The 17,352-nt window shown below is 41.1% G+C and carries 17 protein-coding genes and 1 pseudogene; 15 read left to right on the forward strand and 3 right to left on the reverse strand.

What is annotated here, in order from left to right; translation table 11 throughout:
- The first annotated feature begins 14 nt into the window (after positions 1-14).
- The 4 genes from QFZ78_RS34665 to QFZ78_RS34680 all read left to right on the forward strand — a co-directional run bounded on the left by QFZ78_RS34665 (position 15) and on the right by QFZ78_RS34680 (position 3,432).
- Positions 15-635 (forward strand): NAD(P)/FAD-dependent oxidoreductase, encoded by a 621-nt coding sequence (locus QFZ78_RS34665; RefSeq protein WP_307554119.1) that lies wholly within the window; start codon positions 15-17, stop codon positions 633-635.
- Between the two features lie 24 nt (positions 636-659).
- The gene (locus QFZ78_RS34670) at positions 660-1,355 is read left to right on the forward strand and encodes a response regulator transcription factor (protein WP_307554121.1); all 696 of its coding nucleotides are present in this window, start codon (positions 660-662) and stop codon (positions 1,353-1,355) included.
- A 128-nt stretch (positions 1,356-1,483) separates the two neighbouring features.
- On the forward strand, positions 1,484-2,419 hold the full coding sequence (locus QFZ78_RS34675) for a sensor histidine kinase (RefSeq protein WP_307554123.1): 936 nt from the start codon (positions 1,484-1,486) through the stop codon (positions 2,417-2,419).
- 140 nt (positions 2,420-2,559) lie between these two features.
- Positions 2,560-3,432 (forward strand): FixH family protein, encoded by an 873-nt coding sequence (locus tag QFZ78_RS34680; RefSeq protein ID WP_307554125.1) that lies wholly within the window; start codon positions 2,560-2,562, stop codon positions 3,430-3,432.
- Between the two features lie 297 nt (positions 3,433-3,729).
- On the opposite strand, the gene QFZ78_RS34685 is transcribed toward QFZ78_RS34680, so the two are convergent.
- Both QFZ78_RS34685 and spoIIP read right to left on the reverse strand, forming a co-directional pair.
- Positions 3,730-4,593 carry a cupredoxin domain-containing protein gene (locus tag QFZ78_RS34685; protein WP_307554126.1) on the reverse strand — a complete coding sequence of 288 codons (864 nt, stop codon included), beginning with the start codon at positions 4,591-4,593 and terminating at the stop codon, positions 3,730-3,732.
- 270 nt (positions 4,594-4,863) lie between these two features.
- Positions 4,864-6,051, reverse strand: a complete 1,188-nt coding sequence (spoIIP, locus tag QFZ78_RS34690) for a stage II sporulation protein P (RefSeq protein ID WP_307554128.1) — start codon at positions 6,049-6,051, stop codon at positions 4,864-4,866.
- Positions 6,052-6,196: 145 nt separating this feature from the next.
- Here spoIIP and QFZ78_RS34695 point away from each other — a divergent pair, with 145 nt between their 5' ends.
- The gene (locus QFZ78_RS34695; RefSeq protein WP_307554130.1) at positions 6,197-7,090 is read left to right on the forward strand and encodes a F510_1955 family glycosylhydrolase; all 894 of its coding nucleotides are present in this window, start codon (positions 6,197-6,199) and stop codon (positions 7,088-7,090) included.
- Positions 7,091-7,178: 88 nt separating this feature from the next.
- Here QFZ78_RS34695 and QFZ78_RS38795 read toward each other — a convergent pair whose 3' ends face one another.
- On the reverse strand, positions 7,179-7,502 hold the full coding sequence (locus QFZ78_RS38795) for a four-helix bundle copper-binding protein (protein WP_483874843.1): 324 nt from the start codon (positions 7,500-7,502) through the stop codon (positions 7,179-7,181).
- Positions 7,503-7,715: 213 nt separating this feature from the next.
- Between QFZ78_RS38795 and QFZ78_RS34700 the strand changes: the two genes are divergently transcribed.
- The 10 genes and pseudogenes from QFZ78_RS34700 (at position 7,716) to QFZ78_RS34745 (ending at position 17,325) form a co-directional block, all read left to right on the forward strand.
- Positions 7,716-8,057 (forward strand): ArsR/SmtB family transcription factor, encoded by a 342-nt coding sequence (locus QFZ78_RS34700; RefSeq protein WP_307554131.1) that lies wholly within the window; start codon positions 7,716-7,718, stop codon positions 8,055-8,057.
- Between the two features lie 70 nt (positions 8,058-8,127).
- Complete coding sequence (locus QFZ78_RS34705) at positions 8,128-8,310, forward strand: hypothetical protein (RefSeq protein ID WP_307554133.1); 183 nt, start codon at positions 8,128-8,130, stop codon at positions 8,308-8,310.
- Between the two features lie 81 nt (positions 8,311-8,391).
- The gene (locus QFZ78_RS34710; protein ID WP_307554135.1) at positions 8,392-9,780 is read left to right on the forward strand and encodes an NAD(P)-binding domain-containing protein; all 1,389 of its coding nucleotides are present in this window, start codon (positions 8,392-8,394) and stop codon (positions 9,778-9,780) included.
- Positions 9,768-10,538: pseudogene (locus tag QFZ78_RS38730) on the forward strand (MFS transporter); the annotation flags it as partial. The gene QFZ78_RS34710 and the pseudogene QFZ78_RS38730, both read left to right, overlap by 13 nt.
- Entirely contained in the window at positions 10,521-10,997 is a 477-nt protein-coding gene (locus QFZ78_RS38735) for an MFS transporter (protein WP_373461156.1), read from the forward strand. The pseudogene QFZ78_RS38730 and the gene QFZ78_RS38735, both read left to right, overlap by 18 nt.
- A gap of 48 nt (positions 10,998-11,045) precedes the next feature.
- On the forward strand, positions 11,046-11,495 hold the full coding sequence (locus QFZ78_RS34725; protein ID WP_307554141.1) for a MarR family winged helix-turn-helix transcriptional regulator: 450 nt from the start codon (positions 11,046-11,048) through the stop codon (positions 11,493-11,495).
- A 102-nt stretch (positions 11,496-11,597) separates the two neighbouring features.
- Positions 11,598-12,644: an NAD(P)-binding domain-containing protein gene (locus QFZ78_RS34730; RefSeq protein WP_307554143.1), complete on the forward strand. Its 1,047-nt coding sequence runs from the start codon at positions 11,598-11,600 to the stop codon at positions 12,642-12,644.
- A 162-nt stretch (positions 12,645-12,806) separates the two neighbouring features.
- Positions 12,807-15,152 (forward strand): helix-turn-helix domain-containing protein, encoded by a 2,346-nt coding sequence (locus tag QFZ78_RS34735; RefSeq protein WP_307554144.1) that lies wholly within the window; start codon positions 12,807-12,809, stop codon positions 15,150-15,152.
- Between the two features lie 272 nt (positions 15,153-15,424).
- On the forward strand, positions 15,425-16,384 hold the full coding sequence (locus tag QFZ78_RS34740; RefSeq protein WP_373460135.1) for an ABC transporter permease: 960 nt from the start codon (positions 15,425-15,427) through the stop codon (positions 16,382-16,384).
- 59 nt (positions 16,385-16,443) lie between these two features.
- Positions 16,444-17,325 carry a carbohydrate ABC transporter permease gene (locus QFZ78_RS34745; protein ID WP_307554146.1) on the forward strand — a complete coding sequence of 294 codons (882 nt, stop codon included), beginning with the start codon at positions 16,444-16,446 and terminating at the stop codon, positions 17,323-17,325.
- Positions 17,326-17,352: the final 27 nt, after the last annotated feature.

A 17,352-nucleotide genomic window follows, 5' to 3' on the forward strand; every position in this document is an offset into this window, starting at 1 on the left:
TGGGAGGGGAAGACATGCAGATGATGAAGTTTGCAGTTACCCCAGGGTTTCATACTGGGGGCACCTTATTTAAGCCAGAACAATTGGCTGTTCTTGGATCTATCGTCGGTGAGGATGCCAAAATAGAATTAACGACATTCAAACAATTGTATGTTGAAATGCAAGAAGAGAGAATGGATGAAGTGAAGGAAAAGTTGTCTGGCATCGGCTTAGAAATATATCCTACTGGCTTCGTGACCAAGAGCCTCATTACGTGTAACTTTTGCCGTGGAGCAGAAGATGCAGGGCTTGAAATGGCTGAATCGTTAAACAAAGCGATCTCTGGGATCGAAACGCCAACACCTATAAGAATCGGATATGCGGGTTGTGCGCTCGGAACGAGCGCACCGCTTTTGAAAGATATCGGTGTGGTCAAAATGAGAGATATGTTTGATATTTATGTCGGTGGCGAGCCCAAATCGTTAAAACCATCTTTTGCGGTCTTGCTAATGTCCGAAGTTCAAGCAGACAGGTTGATTCCGATAGTTCGAAAACTCATCCATCATTATCAGCAACATGGCAAAATGAAGGAAAAGTTTTCGAAATTTATCAATCGGGTAACAATCGAGGCATTGCGCGAGGCAATTGTAGAGTAAGTGTAACGGGGGTCTGTTCGATTTATGAAGACAATTTTAATCGTTGATGATGAAGAAAAGATTCGCGAAGTTGTTGCATCCTATTTGCAAAATGAAGGATATGCTACTATTCAAACCGGTACTGGGAACAAAGCACTTGAACTCGTTCGTGGCGGAAATGTTGATCTTCTTATTTTGGATCTGATGCTTCCGGACATGTCTGGGGAAGATGTATGCAGAGTGATACGGCAGTTTTCTCCTGTTCCTGTCATCATGCTAACAGCGAAAGTTTCTGAAGATGACCGCGTCCAAGGATTAACGCTTGGTGCCGATGATTATGTCGTGAAGCCATTTAGCCCACGTGAATTAACAGCAAGAGTAAAAGCCATTTTGCGTCGCACGCAAGATGATACGCTTCTTGCAGAAGTCATCTCGTTTCATAATGACGACCTTGTCATTCGGCCGATGAAACATGAAGTTTATAAAATTGGGAATCTGATTAGTCTGACACCAAACGAATATAAATTGCTACTGATTTTGGCGCATCATCCAAACCGAACCTTTACACGGGAGGAACTAATTGAAAAGTTGCTCGGGTTTGATTTTGAAGGTGATACTCGCTCGATCGATCAGCATGTCAAAAACCTCCGTCAAAAGATAGAATCAGATCCCAAAAAGCCTAAATACATCGTTACCGTCTTTTCCGTAGGCTACAGGTTTACTGGAGGCGAATCCTCATAAAAGGACTATATGCACGAATTGTCATCGCATTTATTGGGGTAGCCTCCGGTGTTTTGCTCATTTCAACTATAGCGTTTATCTTAGAGACTCACTACCACTTCTCCTTGTATCAACATCAGGCTACGGATATGAACTCTCCAGCATTTGATGCCCATTTTGAGCAGGCATTAGTACAGTCTGTTCTTTGGTCTGCCATCTTGGGTATTTTGCTCTCGGTTCTGTTAAGTCTTTTCGTCGCTAAGAGGATCACAGCCCCGCTGATACACATGAAAAAAGTCGCAGAGCAAATGGCAAATGGAGAGCTTAGAGCAAGAACGACAGTCAAAGGCAATGACGAGATCGCCGATCTTGGGGGCTCCCTTAATCATCTCGCCGAACAGCTCATCCACCAGGAGCAGTTACGCAAAACGATGACTGCTGATGTGGCGCATGAATTAAGAACGCCGCTTGCAACCCTTAAAAGCCACATGGAAGCGATGATTGACGGCGTTTGGATGCCAACTCCAGAGCGCCTGGAGTCTTGTTATGAGGAGATTGAACGTTTGCGGTTCCTTGTTGGTGATTTAGAGCAATTAACGGAAATGGAATCCCCACATTTCAAGCTGAAGCTGCAGGAAGAAAATGTTTCAGCAATTGTTCATCGTAATATCGAAGCAAGCCGGGCTTCTTTTGATCAAAAGGGAGTTAACCTTTTATTTGAAGGTTTAACAAAAGTTGAAGCTACCTTGGATAGGCAGCGTCTGGGTCAAATTGTGGTGAACCTTTTAACGAATGCGCTAAAGTTTACGCCTCAAGGGGGAAAAGTATCTGTTGAAGTGAAGGAAGAAGAACACGCGGTGCTTATTAGTATATCGGATACTGGGATTGGTATGAATGAAGATGATCTACGATTTATATTTGAACGTTTTTACCGTGTAGAAAAATCCCGCGATCGTAAATCAGGAGGGAGTGGGATTGGTTTAACGATTGTGAAAAAATTGGTGGAAGCCCATGGAGGAACCATTCGAATGGAAAGTCAGTTGGGTAAAGGAACATCTGTAGAGATACATTTACCTAAGACTTAGTACCGATCCTCACAAGATCTACACAAGTCCCTTTTATAATAAAGGTGATAGAAAGAGGAGAGACTTTGAGCTACGCTCAAAGATCCCAGAGCAGAGAGACTTTGAGCGTAGCTCAAAGATCCCTATATTAGGAGGAAATCATGAAAAAAGTAGCGATTTCAATTTTACTTACAGCTGCCCTCTTAACGGCATGCGGAGAATCAGGCAGTTCGACGGACCATTCTTCACATAATGAAACTTCAGGATCAACGAATAATGCTGCGCATGGTAATACAGCGGGAATGGATCATAGCGGGAAGGCAAAAGAAACTGACTCGAAGCAAGAAGATGTCCAGGCTCAGTTTAAGCTTTCTACCGATAAACCGCAGCCGAACCAAGAAACGGCGATTACGATTAAGATTCAGGACAAAAACGGCAAACCGATCGATAAGTTGGATACCGTCCATGAAAAACAGATGCACCTTATCATTGTAAGTAAGGATTTGTCATTCTTTAACCACATTCACCCTGAGAATAAAGGAAACGGCGAATTTACAGTTACGACTCAATTTCCAACAGCTGGCGATTACAAGGTGATTGCAGATATAACGCCAACCGGTATGGGGGCAATGAATAAGAGTCAGTGGTTTACAATCCAAGGAAACGTACCGGCACCAAAAGCTATTGATCCAGATGCAACACTAACCAAAGTGGTTGATGGAAAAGAAGTAACCCTTTCGATTGATCATCTAATGGCGAATAAGGAACTGAACTTGAACTTCAACATTAAAGATGCTCAGACGAAGCAGTCCGTAACAGACCTCCAGCCTTACCTAGGAGCTGTAGGACACGTCGTGATCTTAACCCAAGATGCAGAAAACTATCTCCACGTGCATCCGACAGAAGAAAAGGCAAAGGGACCTGATGCCAAATTTATGACAACATTCCCGCAAAGCGGCGTATATAAGATTTGGGGACAATTCCAGCAGAATGGTAAAGTATTTACTGTACCATTTGTTGTAAAAGTACCGTAATGAGTAATGCCCAGTTTTCTCGGAAAACTGGGGTGATGAGGCATCAGAGCGAAATCAATGCGAGGCTGAGGACCGCCCTGCGGAGTTCGCTCGTTTTTTTGCTGGGGAGTATGTGAATTGGAATGCGCCGACTTATTCAGTAATTCAAGAGCTATTAATTTTCCATTAATCGCAATAGCCGGAACAGATTGAATGCCGTAAGCTTTGGCTTTATCCTCGGATTCGGTGGTACCACATTTTTTATTTAAATCATAAACAATAACTTCACATTTGTCGTCGCCTTCATTATTTTTAGTTTTAGGGAGTTACAGTAAGCGTGATCACCATTCCTGATTCCTTATGACCCGGAAGCGTGCAGACAGCTTTATAGATGCCTGGTTTATCAATACGAATGACATCGCTATCTTCTGTTCTCGGCATTGCATGGATATGGATGTTCGCTCCTTCAATTTCAAAATCATGCTCATTTTTCCCGCTATTTACTAAAGTAACTTTTACATATTCATGAGCACTTATCGTTATGTGTTGAGGTGAAAATGCAAAATCAGTAGCTTTGATAACAAGTTCTTTTGTGTAATTGCTATTTGACTTTTCATGATGGTGATTTTCTGGGCTCATATTATCCATATGGGCGGGGAGAGGTTGGGAAAAGAAAAGGGAGATAAACAATAAGATATCAACTGCAAACATCGTTTGTGGTAAGAAGAATAATCGTGATCGCGGTGTTGAACCTAAATCTCTGACTTCTCCAATTAACATGATGAACAGAATGAAAATAATACATGCAGTGAATACCCCCGCAATTTTAAGTGTGGGTGTAATATACGCAGCTGGTAACATTGCAATTAGCATGGCACCCATCATTCCGCCCATCATGCCTGATAACAAGCCATCAAGTACAGCCATGGTGCTGATCGGAATTCCAGCCATAGCGCCAATCATTCCGGCAAGTAACATACTGATCATGCACGCTTGGAAAAAGTGTCCAGGAAATAATGCAGCAATTAGTGTACCTGCTCCAAGACCTATCGTCATTCCAAGACTCATGGCGCTCATCATACCTACCATGCAGGTAATTCTGGATCTAAATCGAATAATGAAAGCTATAATCCAAAAGGAAAGCAAGGAATATTCAATTATAAATATTAAGGAACCGGTCATCGTTTCTCCCCCTTTTATAGGATACATATGTAGGGTATAAGTGCAATATGTACAAGTTTTCATAAAATCAAAAGATCACACGGTGAGTAATATAATTGATTAGAGAAGGAGTTTTACGTGAAAAAGTTGTTACTCGTTTTTATGTATTCCGAAACCGTAAAGTAGAGTTTTTTCACAAAAACATTTGAAGCGAATATTGGGTAAAGATGAAACAAAATAGAAAAGAACAGCCCTGACAAGTGGGTTATCCTTTTCTATTCATAAACATGCTTACTTTTTTGCAACGATTGTATTTCCTTCTACTGCGTCAAAATAAATATTAGATACTACTTCCGCTAATAGGTCGGCAGTTCGGTAAGATTCAGCTAATGTATTTTCCACTCCACCTATTTCAATTAATGTGCTATTCGGGTTCATAGATTGGTTGTACTCACCATTGCCATTAGAGTTTTTCTGATAAATCCCTTTCGAAATCCCTGGGTATTTTGCATTTAACTGATCATGGATCTTCTTCGTAAATTCCAAGTTTTTTTCCCAGTTAGGATTCTTTTCACCAATGACAAAATAAATTTGTGCGTAATCTTTCCCATTAATCCTTTTTGTCGTTTTTGAACGTTTCTGTGAATCTCTATGTATATCGAATAAATAATTGATGTTTGGATGAGAACTAAATGCTTCTTGTACGGTTTTTTTAGAGTATTTATACGAACTCGGGTACTTAAAATCTTTAACTGAAGAAGGATAATCTTTATCAGAGTGTAAAGTTGCTACTCCACGCTTTTCAAGTTTTTGCTTAATTCTTTCCCCCACAAGCGTTATGTTTTTATTCTGATCGAGTGCAAAATCAGGGTTTTTAACCCCTTTTAGTTCAGGTAACCAAGACTCTCGGTTATGGGTGTGGTAAATGAGTACAGCTTTACTTTTTGATGTCATTGCTTCTTTACTAGGTGGCTCAGTTTGTTCTTTTTGTTGATCGTTACTTTTTGTCTCTGGTGGGGATGAGGGTTTCGTTTTAAGTGCATCGGCTGGTACATCGTTAATATCCGACGGGTAATCAATATCAGATGTGTTTTCACCAACTAATAATTTTGAATTGTCATTATGAACATCTTGGGCATTATTTGATTTTTCAGGGGCATCCTGATTACTTTTTGGAGCTCTTTGTATTAAGGAATTGTATATACGTGTGGGAGAAAGAACTTCCTTTTTTTCATCCCTATTTAAGTTAGGAACTTCCATCGAAAATAAATTATATAAGATAGCGGGAGAAGCATTCGAGGTTAGTGAATGCATACTAGCAATTGGTGCTCTAGAAACTTTACTTTGTAGTAGAATAGAAATGCTAAGGAAAATAAAAAGAGTGAATGAAAATACAGATAAAAATAAAAATATTCGGGAATTTATAGCTATGTCACAAAGAAATCGCTTTATTTTATGATACAAGCTATACCAATTCATTGTTTGTTCCTCCGTTAATTTTTGAATCTATTAATTATTCTATGAGGAATAAACGAATGATAGAACTCATAAGAGTTTTGTGAATAGAAAAGGTGCTTCAAAATCATGACATAGAAAGTATCAAACCAAGAAAAGGGGAAAGAAAATGAAATATAAAGTTAATCTCGTTTCTTCAATAGTCGCAGCTTCATTAATGCTATCAGCTTGCTCTGCTTCTAAACTGTCAATGGAGCATATCCACGGATTGGGTTATAGCACAGATGGAAAACAAATTATGATTCCTGCGCATACAGGTTTGGTTGTTTATTCGGGAAGTAAATGGAGTCATGTCGACGCTCCGCAAAACGATTATATGGGCTTTGTCGCTGTTGATAATGGTTTTTATAGCAGTGGTCATCCCGGAGTCGGTTCTAACCTGAAAAACCCCATAGGAATCGTGAAAAGTTCCGATATGGGGAAAACAATAACGAAACTCGATTTGGAGGGCAGTAGCGATTTCCATGGAATGACGGTGGGTTATAAGACTCATACCATTTATGTCTTTAATGCACAACCCAATCCAAAGATGAAATCGGCGGGATTGTATTATACAAAAGATGATGCAAAAACGTGGAGTAAATCAGAAATGAATGGTTTTTCAGGAGAACCTTTAACCTTGGCAACTCATCCATCCGACGATAAGGTGATAGCACTCGGATCCAAGGAAGGATTATATCTTTCCAATGATTCTGGAAATCACTTCGAAAAGTTGTTTCCTGGATTAGTTGTAGCATCTTTAGCATTTAGCAATACCGGTGAATTGTTTATAGCGGCGACCAATTCTCCGACGATGTTTCAATTCAATCTAAGCAGTAAAGAAAAGAAAGAAATCAAACTTCCTACCTTGGATAAAGGGGATGCCATTTCTTATATTGCTCAAAATCCTACTGACTCGAATGAAATCGCGTTGGCAACTTTCAATAAAGATATATTTATAAGCAAAGATGTAGGAGCGAAATGGACCGAAATTGCCGATAAGGGCAAAGGAATTTCGAAATAATAGGAGGCTTTACAGAGTGATGTTGTAGTCAAAAAGAATTCCCCACCCATATCGGTGGGGAATTCTCATAATGAAAGGGTTTCTATTATTATGCTGCCATTGCAAACGAGCGGCATTCTCTTGCACAAACCAAGCACATTTGACCGCACATTTGGGATTCGTGGTCATTATGCCTCAAACATTCGTGGCCACATACATCACAAACATAAGCACAAAAATCACACATGGCTTTCATAACTGGGCTATGACTAGATATTGACCTTGCACATAAATGACAGATTGAAGCACATTCAGTTAAAAGTTTGATTTGATGTCTTCGTAAATGTGCATCTGCTCGATGAAGTAATAAATGAACGGTATGTTCACACATAGCAGCACAGTCATGAAGCATCTTTAGCATTTCAGGCGTCATTGTTTGAACTGGCACTTATAGCACTCCTTTAAGGAACTTCTAATTTTCCTTAATAACATATTCAATGTGCTGATGTCCCGATACGCTGGACACATATAAAATTACTTTAATCAGTTAATCAAAAAAAATTGATTATGTTATTGCAATCTGATTTGCGATGGTATATATTGTTATTAAATCAAAAATAATTGATTAATGAATCGGGTGATAATAATGAAAACCATAATCCCAATACACGAGGTAAAGATAAATACGTCACCAAACGACTCCTTTTTTGAAACGTATGAGGCAAAGTTTAAAGCCTTGGCGGATCGCAAGAGATTGCAAATCATGTATGAGTTAACACAGCGGGGAAAAACGTGCGTTTGCGACCTATGCGATATCGTGGAAATGGCTCAATCCAAGTTGTCTTATCACTTGAAGATCCTTTTAGACGCCAATCTAATTACAAAAGAAATCATTGGCACCTGGAGCTATTACGAGATCAATAATTCTGAAGTGAACGGGTTGCTTTCAGAAGAGCTGTGCTGCATTTTTAGACCGAGTCGTTCTTAATTTTTTTTAAACATTATATCAATTTTTTTTGATGTATATATCAATATATTTTGATTAAGGAGTGGTTTACATGTTATTTCACGATATCAATCCACAACTGATGTATGTAGAACAGCAAGATAAACAAGTCATCATAGCGAAAGTGGCTCAAGCTCAGGGACAAAAACAATTTAGCTTTAACCTCAAAGAGTTAGTAAGGTTATTCCGTATTAACAAAAAACAAAATGTTTGCTGTGCATGTGCTTGCTCTTAAGAGGGAATAAGTTTGCGTCTTTCGAAAATAGCGAACGTCTTAAATGATGATAAAGAAAACAAAAATATGGAGGTATCTTTAATGAGTGAAAATACAGTTCTATCTAAAGCAAAATTACCTGTAGCGATCATAGGTGCTGGGCCTGTCGGCCTTGCGGCAGCGGCACATTTAGTTAACCGAGGAGAATCCTTTGTATTGTTTGATGCAGGGAATGAGGTGGGGGCCAGTGTCCTTAAATGGGCTCATGTACGTCTCTTTTCTCAATGGGAATATAATATAGATAAAGCAGCGCGGCAGCTACTTGCTTCACATGGTTGGATAGCTCCGAATCATTCAGAAATCCCTACGGGATTAGAGATGGTTGAGAACTATTTTAAGCCTTTCGCCGAGTTGCCTGAAATCAAACCTTTCATAAACTTGAACGCGAAAGTGATCGCTGTGAGCCGCAAAGGCTTGAACAAGGTAAAAACATATGGCCGCGAAGACCTTCCGTTTGTCTTGCATGTTCAGAAGAATGGAGAGCACCTCATGGTTGAGGCCAAAGCTATCATTGATGCATCGGGTACTTGGACAAATCCGAATCCAGTCATTTCTGAAGGTGTATGGACACCTGAGGAACAGTATTTAAATAAACAAGTATTTTATGGTATTCCCGATGTACTTGGTCAGCATAAAAATCGCTATAGTGGAAAGAAAGTTCTTGTTGTTGGCAGCGGTCATTCCGCGATCAATACACTTTTGGAACTCGGGGAGCTTAAGGGGCAAGTACAGGAGACTGAAATTGTCTGGGTACTAAGAAAATCTAGGCTAGAGGATGTTTACGGGGGGCGGGAGCAAGATCAACTTGCTGCGAGAGGAGAACTCGGAACGCGTATTCAGAAGCTAGTTGAATCAGGAAATGTTAAAGTGATGACGCCATTTCATATTCAAGAATTAAAAAAGGATGGGGAAAAAATTCAGGTAGTTGGTTCTTTGAACAGCGAATTGATCCAAATTGATGCCATTGATGAGATCGTTTCGAATACAGGTTCCCGTCCCGATTTTTCCTTCTTAAGAGAAGTTAGGGTGACTGCAGATCCAGGCTTGGAAAGCGTCTTGGAGTTAGCGCCTTTAATCGATCCGAATGTTCATAGCTGCGGTACGGTTAGACCACATGGAGAGAATGAGCTAAGACAACCAGAGAGGGACTTTTATATTGTTGGGTCGAAGAGCTACGGTAGAGCACCGACTTTCTTGATGGCGACAGGGTATGAACAAGTAAGATCCGTAGTAGCAGCTTTAGTTGGCGATCGTGAAGCAGCTGAGAGGGTTGAACTTGAACTGCCTGAAACGGGAGTATGTAGTACCCAAAGTAACTCATGCTGTGGACCTGAAAAAAGCGAAGTTATGGAAGTGGAATCTGATGAAGTAAGTTCTTGTTGTTCACCAAATGCCAAACCGGTGGCATCGAAATCTTCATGCTGCAGCTAGAAAATGCTAATCTCAAACCTATAATTTTTTTGGCACTTATCACAGCGGTCTCACTATGTGGTGATTCGATGCTATACGTTGTATTACCGATTCATTGGTACGATGTGGGACTTACATCCCTCATTGAAGTTGGCATTTTGCTCTCGGTGAATCGCTTTGTGAGATTACCGCTCGGTCCCTTGATTGGATGGTTGTACAAAAAAAACAGTATCAGAAATGGTGTGTTTTTGGCCGTATTCCTAGCAGGAATGACTACATTACTTTATGGATGGGTAGATGGTTTTTATAGTTGGCTTATTCTGCGGTGTATTTGGGGTGTGGCTTGGTCGTTACTCCGTTTGGGCTCGTACTTCATGATCCTCGAACTATCGGATGATCTTAACCGAGGTTACTTCATGGGGACTTATAACGGGCTTTATTGAATAGGCAGTTTAGTGGGCATGCTTGCTGGTAGTATCTGTGTGGAGTTATTTGGATTACGGGCAGTTGCTATAACTTTTGGTGTTCTGGCATTCCTTGTACTTCCTGCTGTTTACAAGTTTGTTCCCAAGGCGAAAAAACAAATTAAATCGGAAGATGCTCCACTCGAAAAGAGGGTGCTTATAAAACTTCCAGCCTTGCAGGGGACTTTAATTTCTGTGTTTCTAGTTGGGATGTGTCTTGACGGCATGCTCACTGCAACGTTAAGTCACCTGATTGATGTTCATCATAAGACGTCTTTTATGTTCTATGAAATAGTTATTGGAGCCGCTACCCTAGCTGGTGCTCTCCAGGCGGTACGATGGGCGCTCGGCTCATTTATGTCTCCTTGGTTTGGTCGATTATCAGACCGCAAGTGGGGACGCAGACCGCTGCTTACCGGCTCGCTTGCTTTGGCTGCGATATGTATGGCTGCGACAAATTTTGAGATTCCTTTTGGCCTTTGGTTACTTGATCTACTAGCACTGCTCATTGTTAGAACTTTGTTATCCACAATTATGGATGCAATGGTTTCGGATATCGCATTCGGATCTGCTCGAACATTTATAATGACCATGTATGTAGTCGTATCCGATGTGGGGGCGTCCATGGGACCGTTGTTTGGTTATGTATCTGAGCATTTCATTGGTCTAAGCATGACGTATTGGCTTTCTGCATCGCTTCTTTTGCTGCTAAGTATCTTTTGGTTTATGAAAGGTCATGTAGGAATGAGGAGGAATATCGTCGCAAATCAATAGTTGCATTTATCAATTAATATGTGTTATAAAATAGTTAGGTGATCGAATATGAACAATAATCCACAATTCCCAGATGTGAGAGAAGTGCTGCAAATACTTGTTCGGAGATTCGGACTGCTTCAGAAAGATGGCGCACAGTGTTGCGGTTTTTCTGTCATACAAAGTCATATCATTTATGAACTCATGAAGCATCCTAATATTGCTTTAAATGATTTAGCCCAAAACCTTTCCACCGATACAAGCACAATCAGCAGGCAAATTCAGCAATTGGTCGAGTTGGAGATGGTGCGAAGAACTCCTGATCCTAAAGATCGGCGTTATGTGGTTCTCTCCTTAACCTCAAAGGGGGAAGAGCAGCATCAAGCCATATCCAAAACAATGGACAATTATGTTCAAGGGATTTTACAACTCATACCGGAAAATAAGCGGGATCAAGTCATTGAAAGCTTAGGCCTTTTGAGTCAGGTTATGAATCAAAATTGTTGCTCCTCCTCTTAAAAGAGGAGATTATTTTTGGGATATTAGTTGCTATTATCAACTATTACAAAAATCATTTAATCAGGTGTCTTTAAAAAAGAAGAGTAAGGTTGTGAGGGAGTTATGTATCAAACCATTGTCATCGGCGGAGGGCAAGCTGGACTTGCAGCAGGATATTACCTTAGACAATATGGACTGTCATTTCTCATTTTAGAAGCAGGACCTGAACCAGTTGGATCATGGCCACATTATTACGATAGCCTGAAGCTGTTCTCACCCGCTAAGTATTCTTCTTTGCCAGGTTTCCCATTCCCAGGTGGGGGCAATCGTTATCCCTCGCGGGATGAAGTGATTTCATACCTTCGAGAATATGCATCTAAGTATAATATGCCGGTGAAGACAAACACTCGTGTTGAAAGAGTAGAGAAATTTAATGGGAGTTTTCAAGTTACGACAACGAGTGGGGAGATTCTTGAAGCTGAATCCGTTATTTGTGCAACGGGCTCATTTCATAAACCTTATATTCCTGACATCCCTGGATTACCAGAGTTTCGAGGTGAAGTTATTCATTCCTCTGCGTATCAGAATACTACTCCCTATCAAGGTCAACGTGTTATTGTAGTCGGGAGTGGGAACTCAGCGGTTCAGATAGGTGTTGAACTCTCGGAAGTATCCACTACGACCCTAGCGGTTCGGACACCGGTTAAACTTCTACCCCAGGTTAAATTTGGGCGTGATCTGCACTTTTGGTTGATAGCTACCGGTTTAGATAAATTCCCGTTTCCTTTGTTTGGCCGTTCTGTGCCTGAGCCAACTACTGTTATTGATTCAGCAGGGTTTAAACAACGATTAGAGAGCGGAAAGCCAAATCAAAGACCAATGTTTACCTCGTTGTACGAGGATGGTGTTATATGGGAAGATGGGGAGAAAGAGAGCGTTGATGCAATTATTTTTGCAACGGGCTTTCGGCCGAATTTATCTTTTTTGGCGGGATTGAATGCGTTGGATGATCGTGGTTTTCCAAAACATAAGGTTGGAGTGAGTCATGTTACGGATGGGTTATATATTGTTGGACTATCTGGGCAAAGATCAATTGCCTCTGCAACACTGCGTGGAGTTGGGGGCGATGCCCGATATGTTGTTAGAAAGGTGACCAGGAAAAAGCAGTAAAAGTGTTGTGACGTTAGTCGAGATAGAATGAGCGCTGACAATGGAGTCGGCTCTCTTTTGTTTGGAGTTGGAGGAAGAGTTGTCAATCCGAGAAGACTATGGCAGTATATATATGAACTTCGAATATTCTGACCTTTATGCGATAGGATGTGAAGTGAGAAATTGAGCAAGGCGAAAGGTAAAAGTAGAGGGATTATTTTCTGGAAAAATTTAGGCCTGGTTCTACTGATTACCTGCATCCCTATTGCTTTCATAGGCGCCATTCTATATTCCATGGGAACAAGCCGAATCGAAGCGGAAGTGAACAGAGCTCACCAGAATCAGCTCAATCAGTCGATTCAGCAAATGAATGATTACTTGATTAATCTGGAGCATTCTGTCGTGAGGCTTGCCTTCGATCGAAGCTTGGACGAAATGCTAGAGCATATGGATTTAATTCAAGAATTCAGTAAAACAAACGAATTAATGAAAACGTTCTCATTAATAACCGAATCGAATTCTCTTATTAACAGTGTAGGCTTATATCTGCGTGATGCCAATAAACTGATTGGCGATGAGGTCGGATTTCAATCCATAGGAAGCGAAGAGGACCGGAGGGTCCTGAATGCCTTGTTGGATAAAGAGCGAACGATCTATTGGGATTATTCATTAAGAAAGATCAATAGACCGGAATCCCAGAATAAAGCCATCATTATCAAGCTTCCCGGGGGACAAATGTACGGCTCTTACGGCGCATTTATTATTTATTTGGATCAGGATAAATTAAATGCGATGGTACATAAGCTCGTTTCAGGAGAAGGGGTTGCTTTTTTATTTAACGAATATGGTGACTTTTTAACTACACCTCCTGTTCAAGGGGAGAACGTTCATCAGCTGACTCTGGAGGATGCGTTAAAAAAACGAATTATGGAAGAAAATTTTAATGAGCATATGTTCAAATTTGACTGGCAGCATAAAACCTATACAGTTTCGTATGGGAAAATAGCTAAGCTAGGCAGCAAATGGACGGTTGTTTCCGCAACTCCGATGTCACAAATCACAGCTCCCGTGACTTACTTATCCAGTCTCATTTTATGGATCAGTATAGTAGGACTTTCAATTGGGCTACTCCTGTCATGGTTCGCTTCCAATAAAATGTATGCCCCGATCCATCGATTGAAGAGATTGTTCGAGACTTCTAAAAATGGTAGGACAGAAGAAAAGGATGAAATTATTTATATTGAAAATCAATGGAAGCAGCATTTGGAAGAACAGCAAGCGCTAGCTTTAAGAATCAAACAATCCATTCCAGCGCTGCGGGAAAGCTTTATTCTGCAATTTTTGCAGGGTCATCTTTACACCCACACGGAATCAGAGCTTATCGACAAGATGAAGCAGCTGGATTGGGATGTTAAGGATAAAAGGTTTGCTGTTATGGTCGCGCAGCTGCACGGCCTTTCGGAGCTAGGCGGGAAATTTATGGAGCGGGATGCGCAGCTTATTACGTTCGCTGCTTCCAATATCATTTTGGAACTTTGCTCAGAGAAGCTGAAGATGGTCCACGTCATCAACTTTCAGGATTTGTCGGCAGGTGTTTTCTTCGTACTGGACAAAAGCTATTCCAATGAGGAGATTAAGGCCGTACTCAATAAGCTGGCTCATGACTATATCGTTGCGGTGAATAACGTTCTTCGTCTCAAGATTACGATTGTTATGGGAAGAATTTCCGATTCTATCCTGGAGATGCCGAGTGTGCTCGATCAAACACGCAAAGCGCTGCGTTTCCGGGATCTCCATACTTCCAACCAAATGCTGGACATGAATCAATTTATGATGGAGCCAACGAGTCAGAAGCATTTTCCATCGGAACTAGAAAGAGATATCGTGCATGCGGTAAACATGGGTCTTGAAGAGGAAGCAGTACGTCTTATTAAGCAATTTATGCATGAGCTGCAGAGCAACAACAGCACCGAATTAATGGTTCATCAAGGGATGATGAAGCTGTTAGGCACTCTGCACGATACGATCATCAAGCATGATGTGAACCTGTACACGTTATATGAAGGGGTTCATCTCTATGAGCAGCTGATGCAGATATCGGAGCCGGAGCAAATTGTTGACTGGTTTCAAGGGAAGTTGATTCACCCTTTTATCAAAACGCTCAGCATAGCTTATGATAGCAATACGAGAGAAATCATGGATAAGCTGATGAGGCAAATCGAGAATGACATTCTCCTTGATATCTCACTTGACATGTATGCGGAGCAATTGCAGTTGAGCTCATCCAAGCTCAGTAAAGCGTTCAAGCATATCCATGGCACTAATTTTATCGATTTTGTTATTCGTTTAAGAATTGAGAAATGTAAAGAACTGTTGGTCACATCGGACATGAAAATTAATGACATTGCTGAGCTGCTTCACTATCAACCTTCCCATTTAATTCGTATCTTTAAGAAAAGTGAAGGGATTACTCCGAGGCAGTATCGCGAAAAGCACACCCAAGGAAATCAAGCAGATTCGTCTGCGTAATAAGGCGCCCTTCATACGGTATGAAGGGCTTTTTTTGTTCATTTCAAAAAAAGACGATGGCCGGAAATTTTTAAAAGACATAGCGATAATTTATTATTATTGCGGTTTGATTGAAAGCGCTCTAAAGTTTGAGATGTCACCAGATCACACAGCACAGACTGCCAAATGGAAGAGGGGGAATCAATCTATTCACTTCAAATGTTAAAGGAAATGCCTTAGGAAATGAAGACAGCAGCTAATCATTGTATGAACAAGAAAGGGGGAAAAGGGAGATGGCGATTGAAGTAACGAAGTCCATTTCACAGCCACTTGCCAAAAGAAAAAGGAAGACGATGCTCTGGTCAGATCTTAGACGTGATAAGTATTTATATCTGCTGGTGTTACCGGGAATCCTTTATTTTCTTATTTTCAAATATTATCCGATGTGGGGCATCGTCATAGCCTTTCAAGATTACTCCCCATATCTGGGCGTATTGAAAAGCACTTGGGTAGGGGGCGAGAACTTTATCCGATTTTTCACAAATCCAAGCTTCTACATTCTGTTTCGAAATACGATGATGATCAGCTTACTAAGCTTGGTGTTCTTCTTTCCTTTACCTATAGTTCTGTCGCTTTGCATGAATGAGGTGGGAAACAAATATGTTAAGCGAGTTATTCAATCCGTTGTGTATCTACCGCATTTTCTGTCCTGGGTTATTATCGCAGGGATCTCTTTTCTACTGTTTTCCCAGTCCAATGGCATCATCAACCTGATGCTCGAATACATGGGATACAGTAAGGTTCCTTTTCTAACGAGCGAGAGCTTCTTCTGGGGGTTGCTTACAGGACAGAATATATGGAAGGATACCGGCTGGGGAACCATTATTTTTCTGGCTGCCATAACAGGAATCGACTCTCAGCAGTATGAAGCAGCGAAGATGGATGGAGCAAACCGGATAAGGCAAATCTGGCACATAACACTGCCGGGTATTCGCAATGTCATTATTATTTTATTAATTTTGCGGCTCGGTCATATTATGGATGTTGGTTTTGAACAGGTGTTTCTGATGTCTAATGCGGCGGTATCGAATGTCTCTGACGTATTTGAAACCTATGTATACCGAAACGGCATTCAGCAGGGTCAATTCAGCTATACAACAGCCGTCGGTTTATTTAAATCTGTTATTGGATTAGCGCTTGTTGTTGGTGCCAACTGGATGGCGAAGCGTTTTGGAGAAGAAGGTGTGTATTAAGGAGAGGCAGATGGAGTTACGAGTAAGCTTCTAAGAAAACTTTTAGGAGGGAGCCAGAAATGAGAGAAAGCCTAGGGGATCGCCTATTTGGCATAGCTAACATCGTGCTGCTGGTTATGGTTGGAATCGTTACCTTGTTTCCCTTGTACTATGTATTCGTCGTTTCCTTTACGGAGCCTCATGAATACATCGAAAAGTATGGATTTGTACTTTTTCCGAGCAAATGGAGCTTAAGCTCCTATGAGTATTTAATGTCTACTTCGGCTTTTATACGGGCTACCGGAATCAGCACTTTTCTCGCAACGGTTGGGACCGTCTTAAGCCTCATAGTGACATCCGCCTTCTCATTCGGGTTATCCCGGAAAAGACTGCGTGGCAGAAAGCTGATGCTGTTCTTGGTTATGTTCACGATTCTTTTTAATCCTGGGATTATTCCTATCTACCTGTTGGTGCGTGATTTGGGTCTAATCAACAGTGTGTGGTCCTTGATCATTCCTGTTTTGACCAGCGGCTGGTATGTGATCCTAATGAAGAGCTTCTTTGACAGCATCCCTGTTGAGCTGGAGGAAGCGGCTTTGATAGATGGCTGTAATGACTTGAGCATTTTTTTCAGAATTATATTGCCGCTTTCTGCCGCTTCGCTCGCTGCGTTCGGGTTATTTTATGCCGTAGCCTACTGGAATACCTTCTTTAGCGCTGTACTCTATATAAATGATTTTACGAAAGTGCCTTTACAGATCGTTTTACGCAATATGCTCATTGACTCCGATACCGCAATGGGGGGAGCGTCGGCAGTGGAAATGGCTTCGGATAAACAGCTTCCTACTCAAACGATCAAGATGGCCGCTGTTGTTGTATCCACCCTTCCCATATTAATGGTATACCCTTTCTTGCAAAAGCATTTTACCAAAGGAGTTATGTTAGGGTCTGTCAAAGGATAGGCACGCTCTATTATTAAAATGAAAAAA

This window comes from Paenibacillus sp. V4I5, assembly GCF_030817255.1.
In the GTDB taxonomy this organism is placed as follows: Bacteria; Bacillota; Bacilli; order Paenibacillales; family NBRC-103111; genus Paenibacillus_E.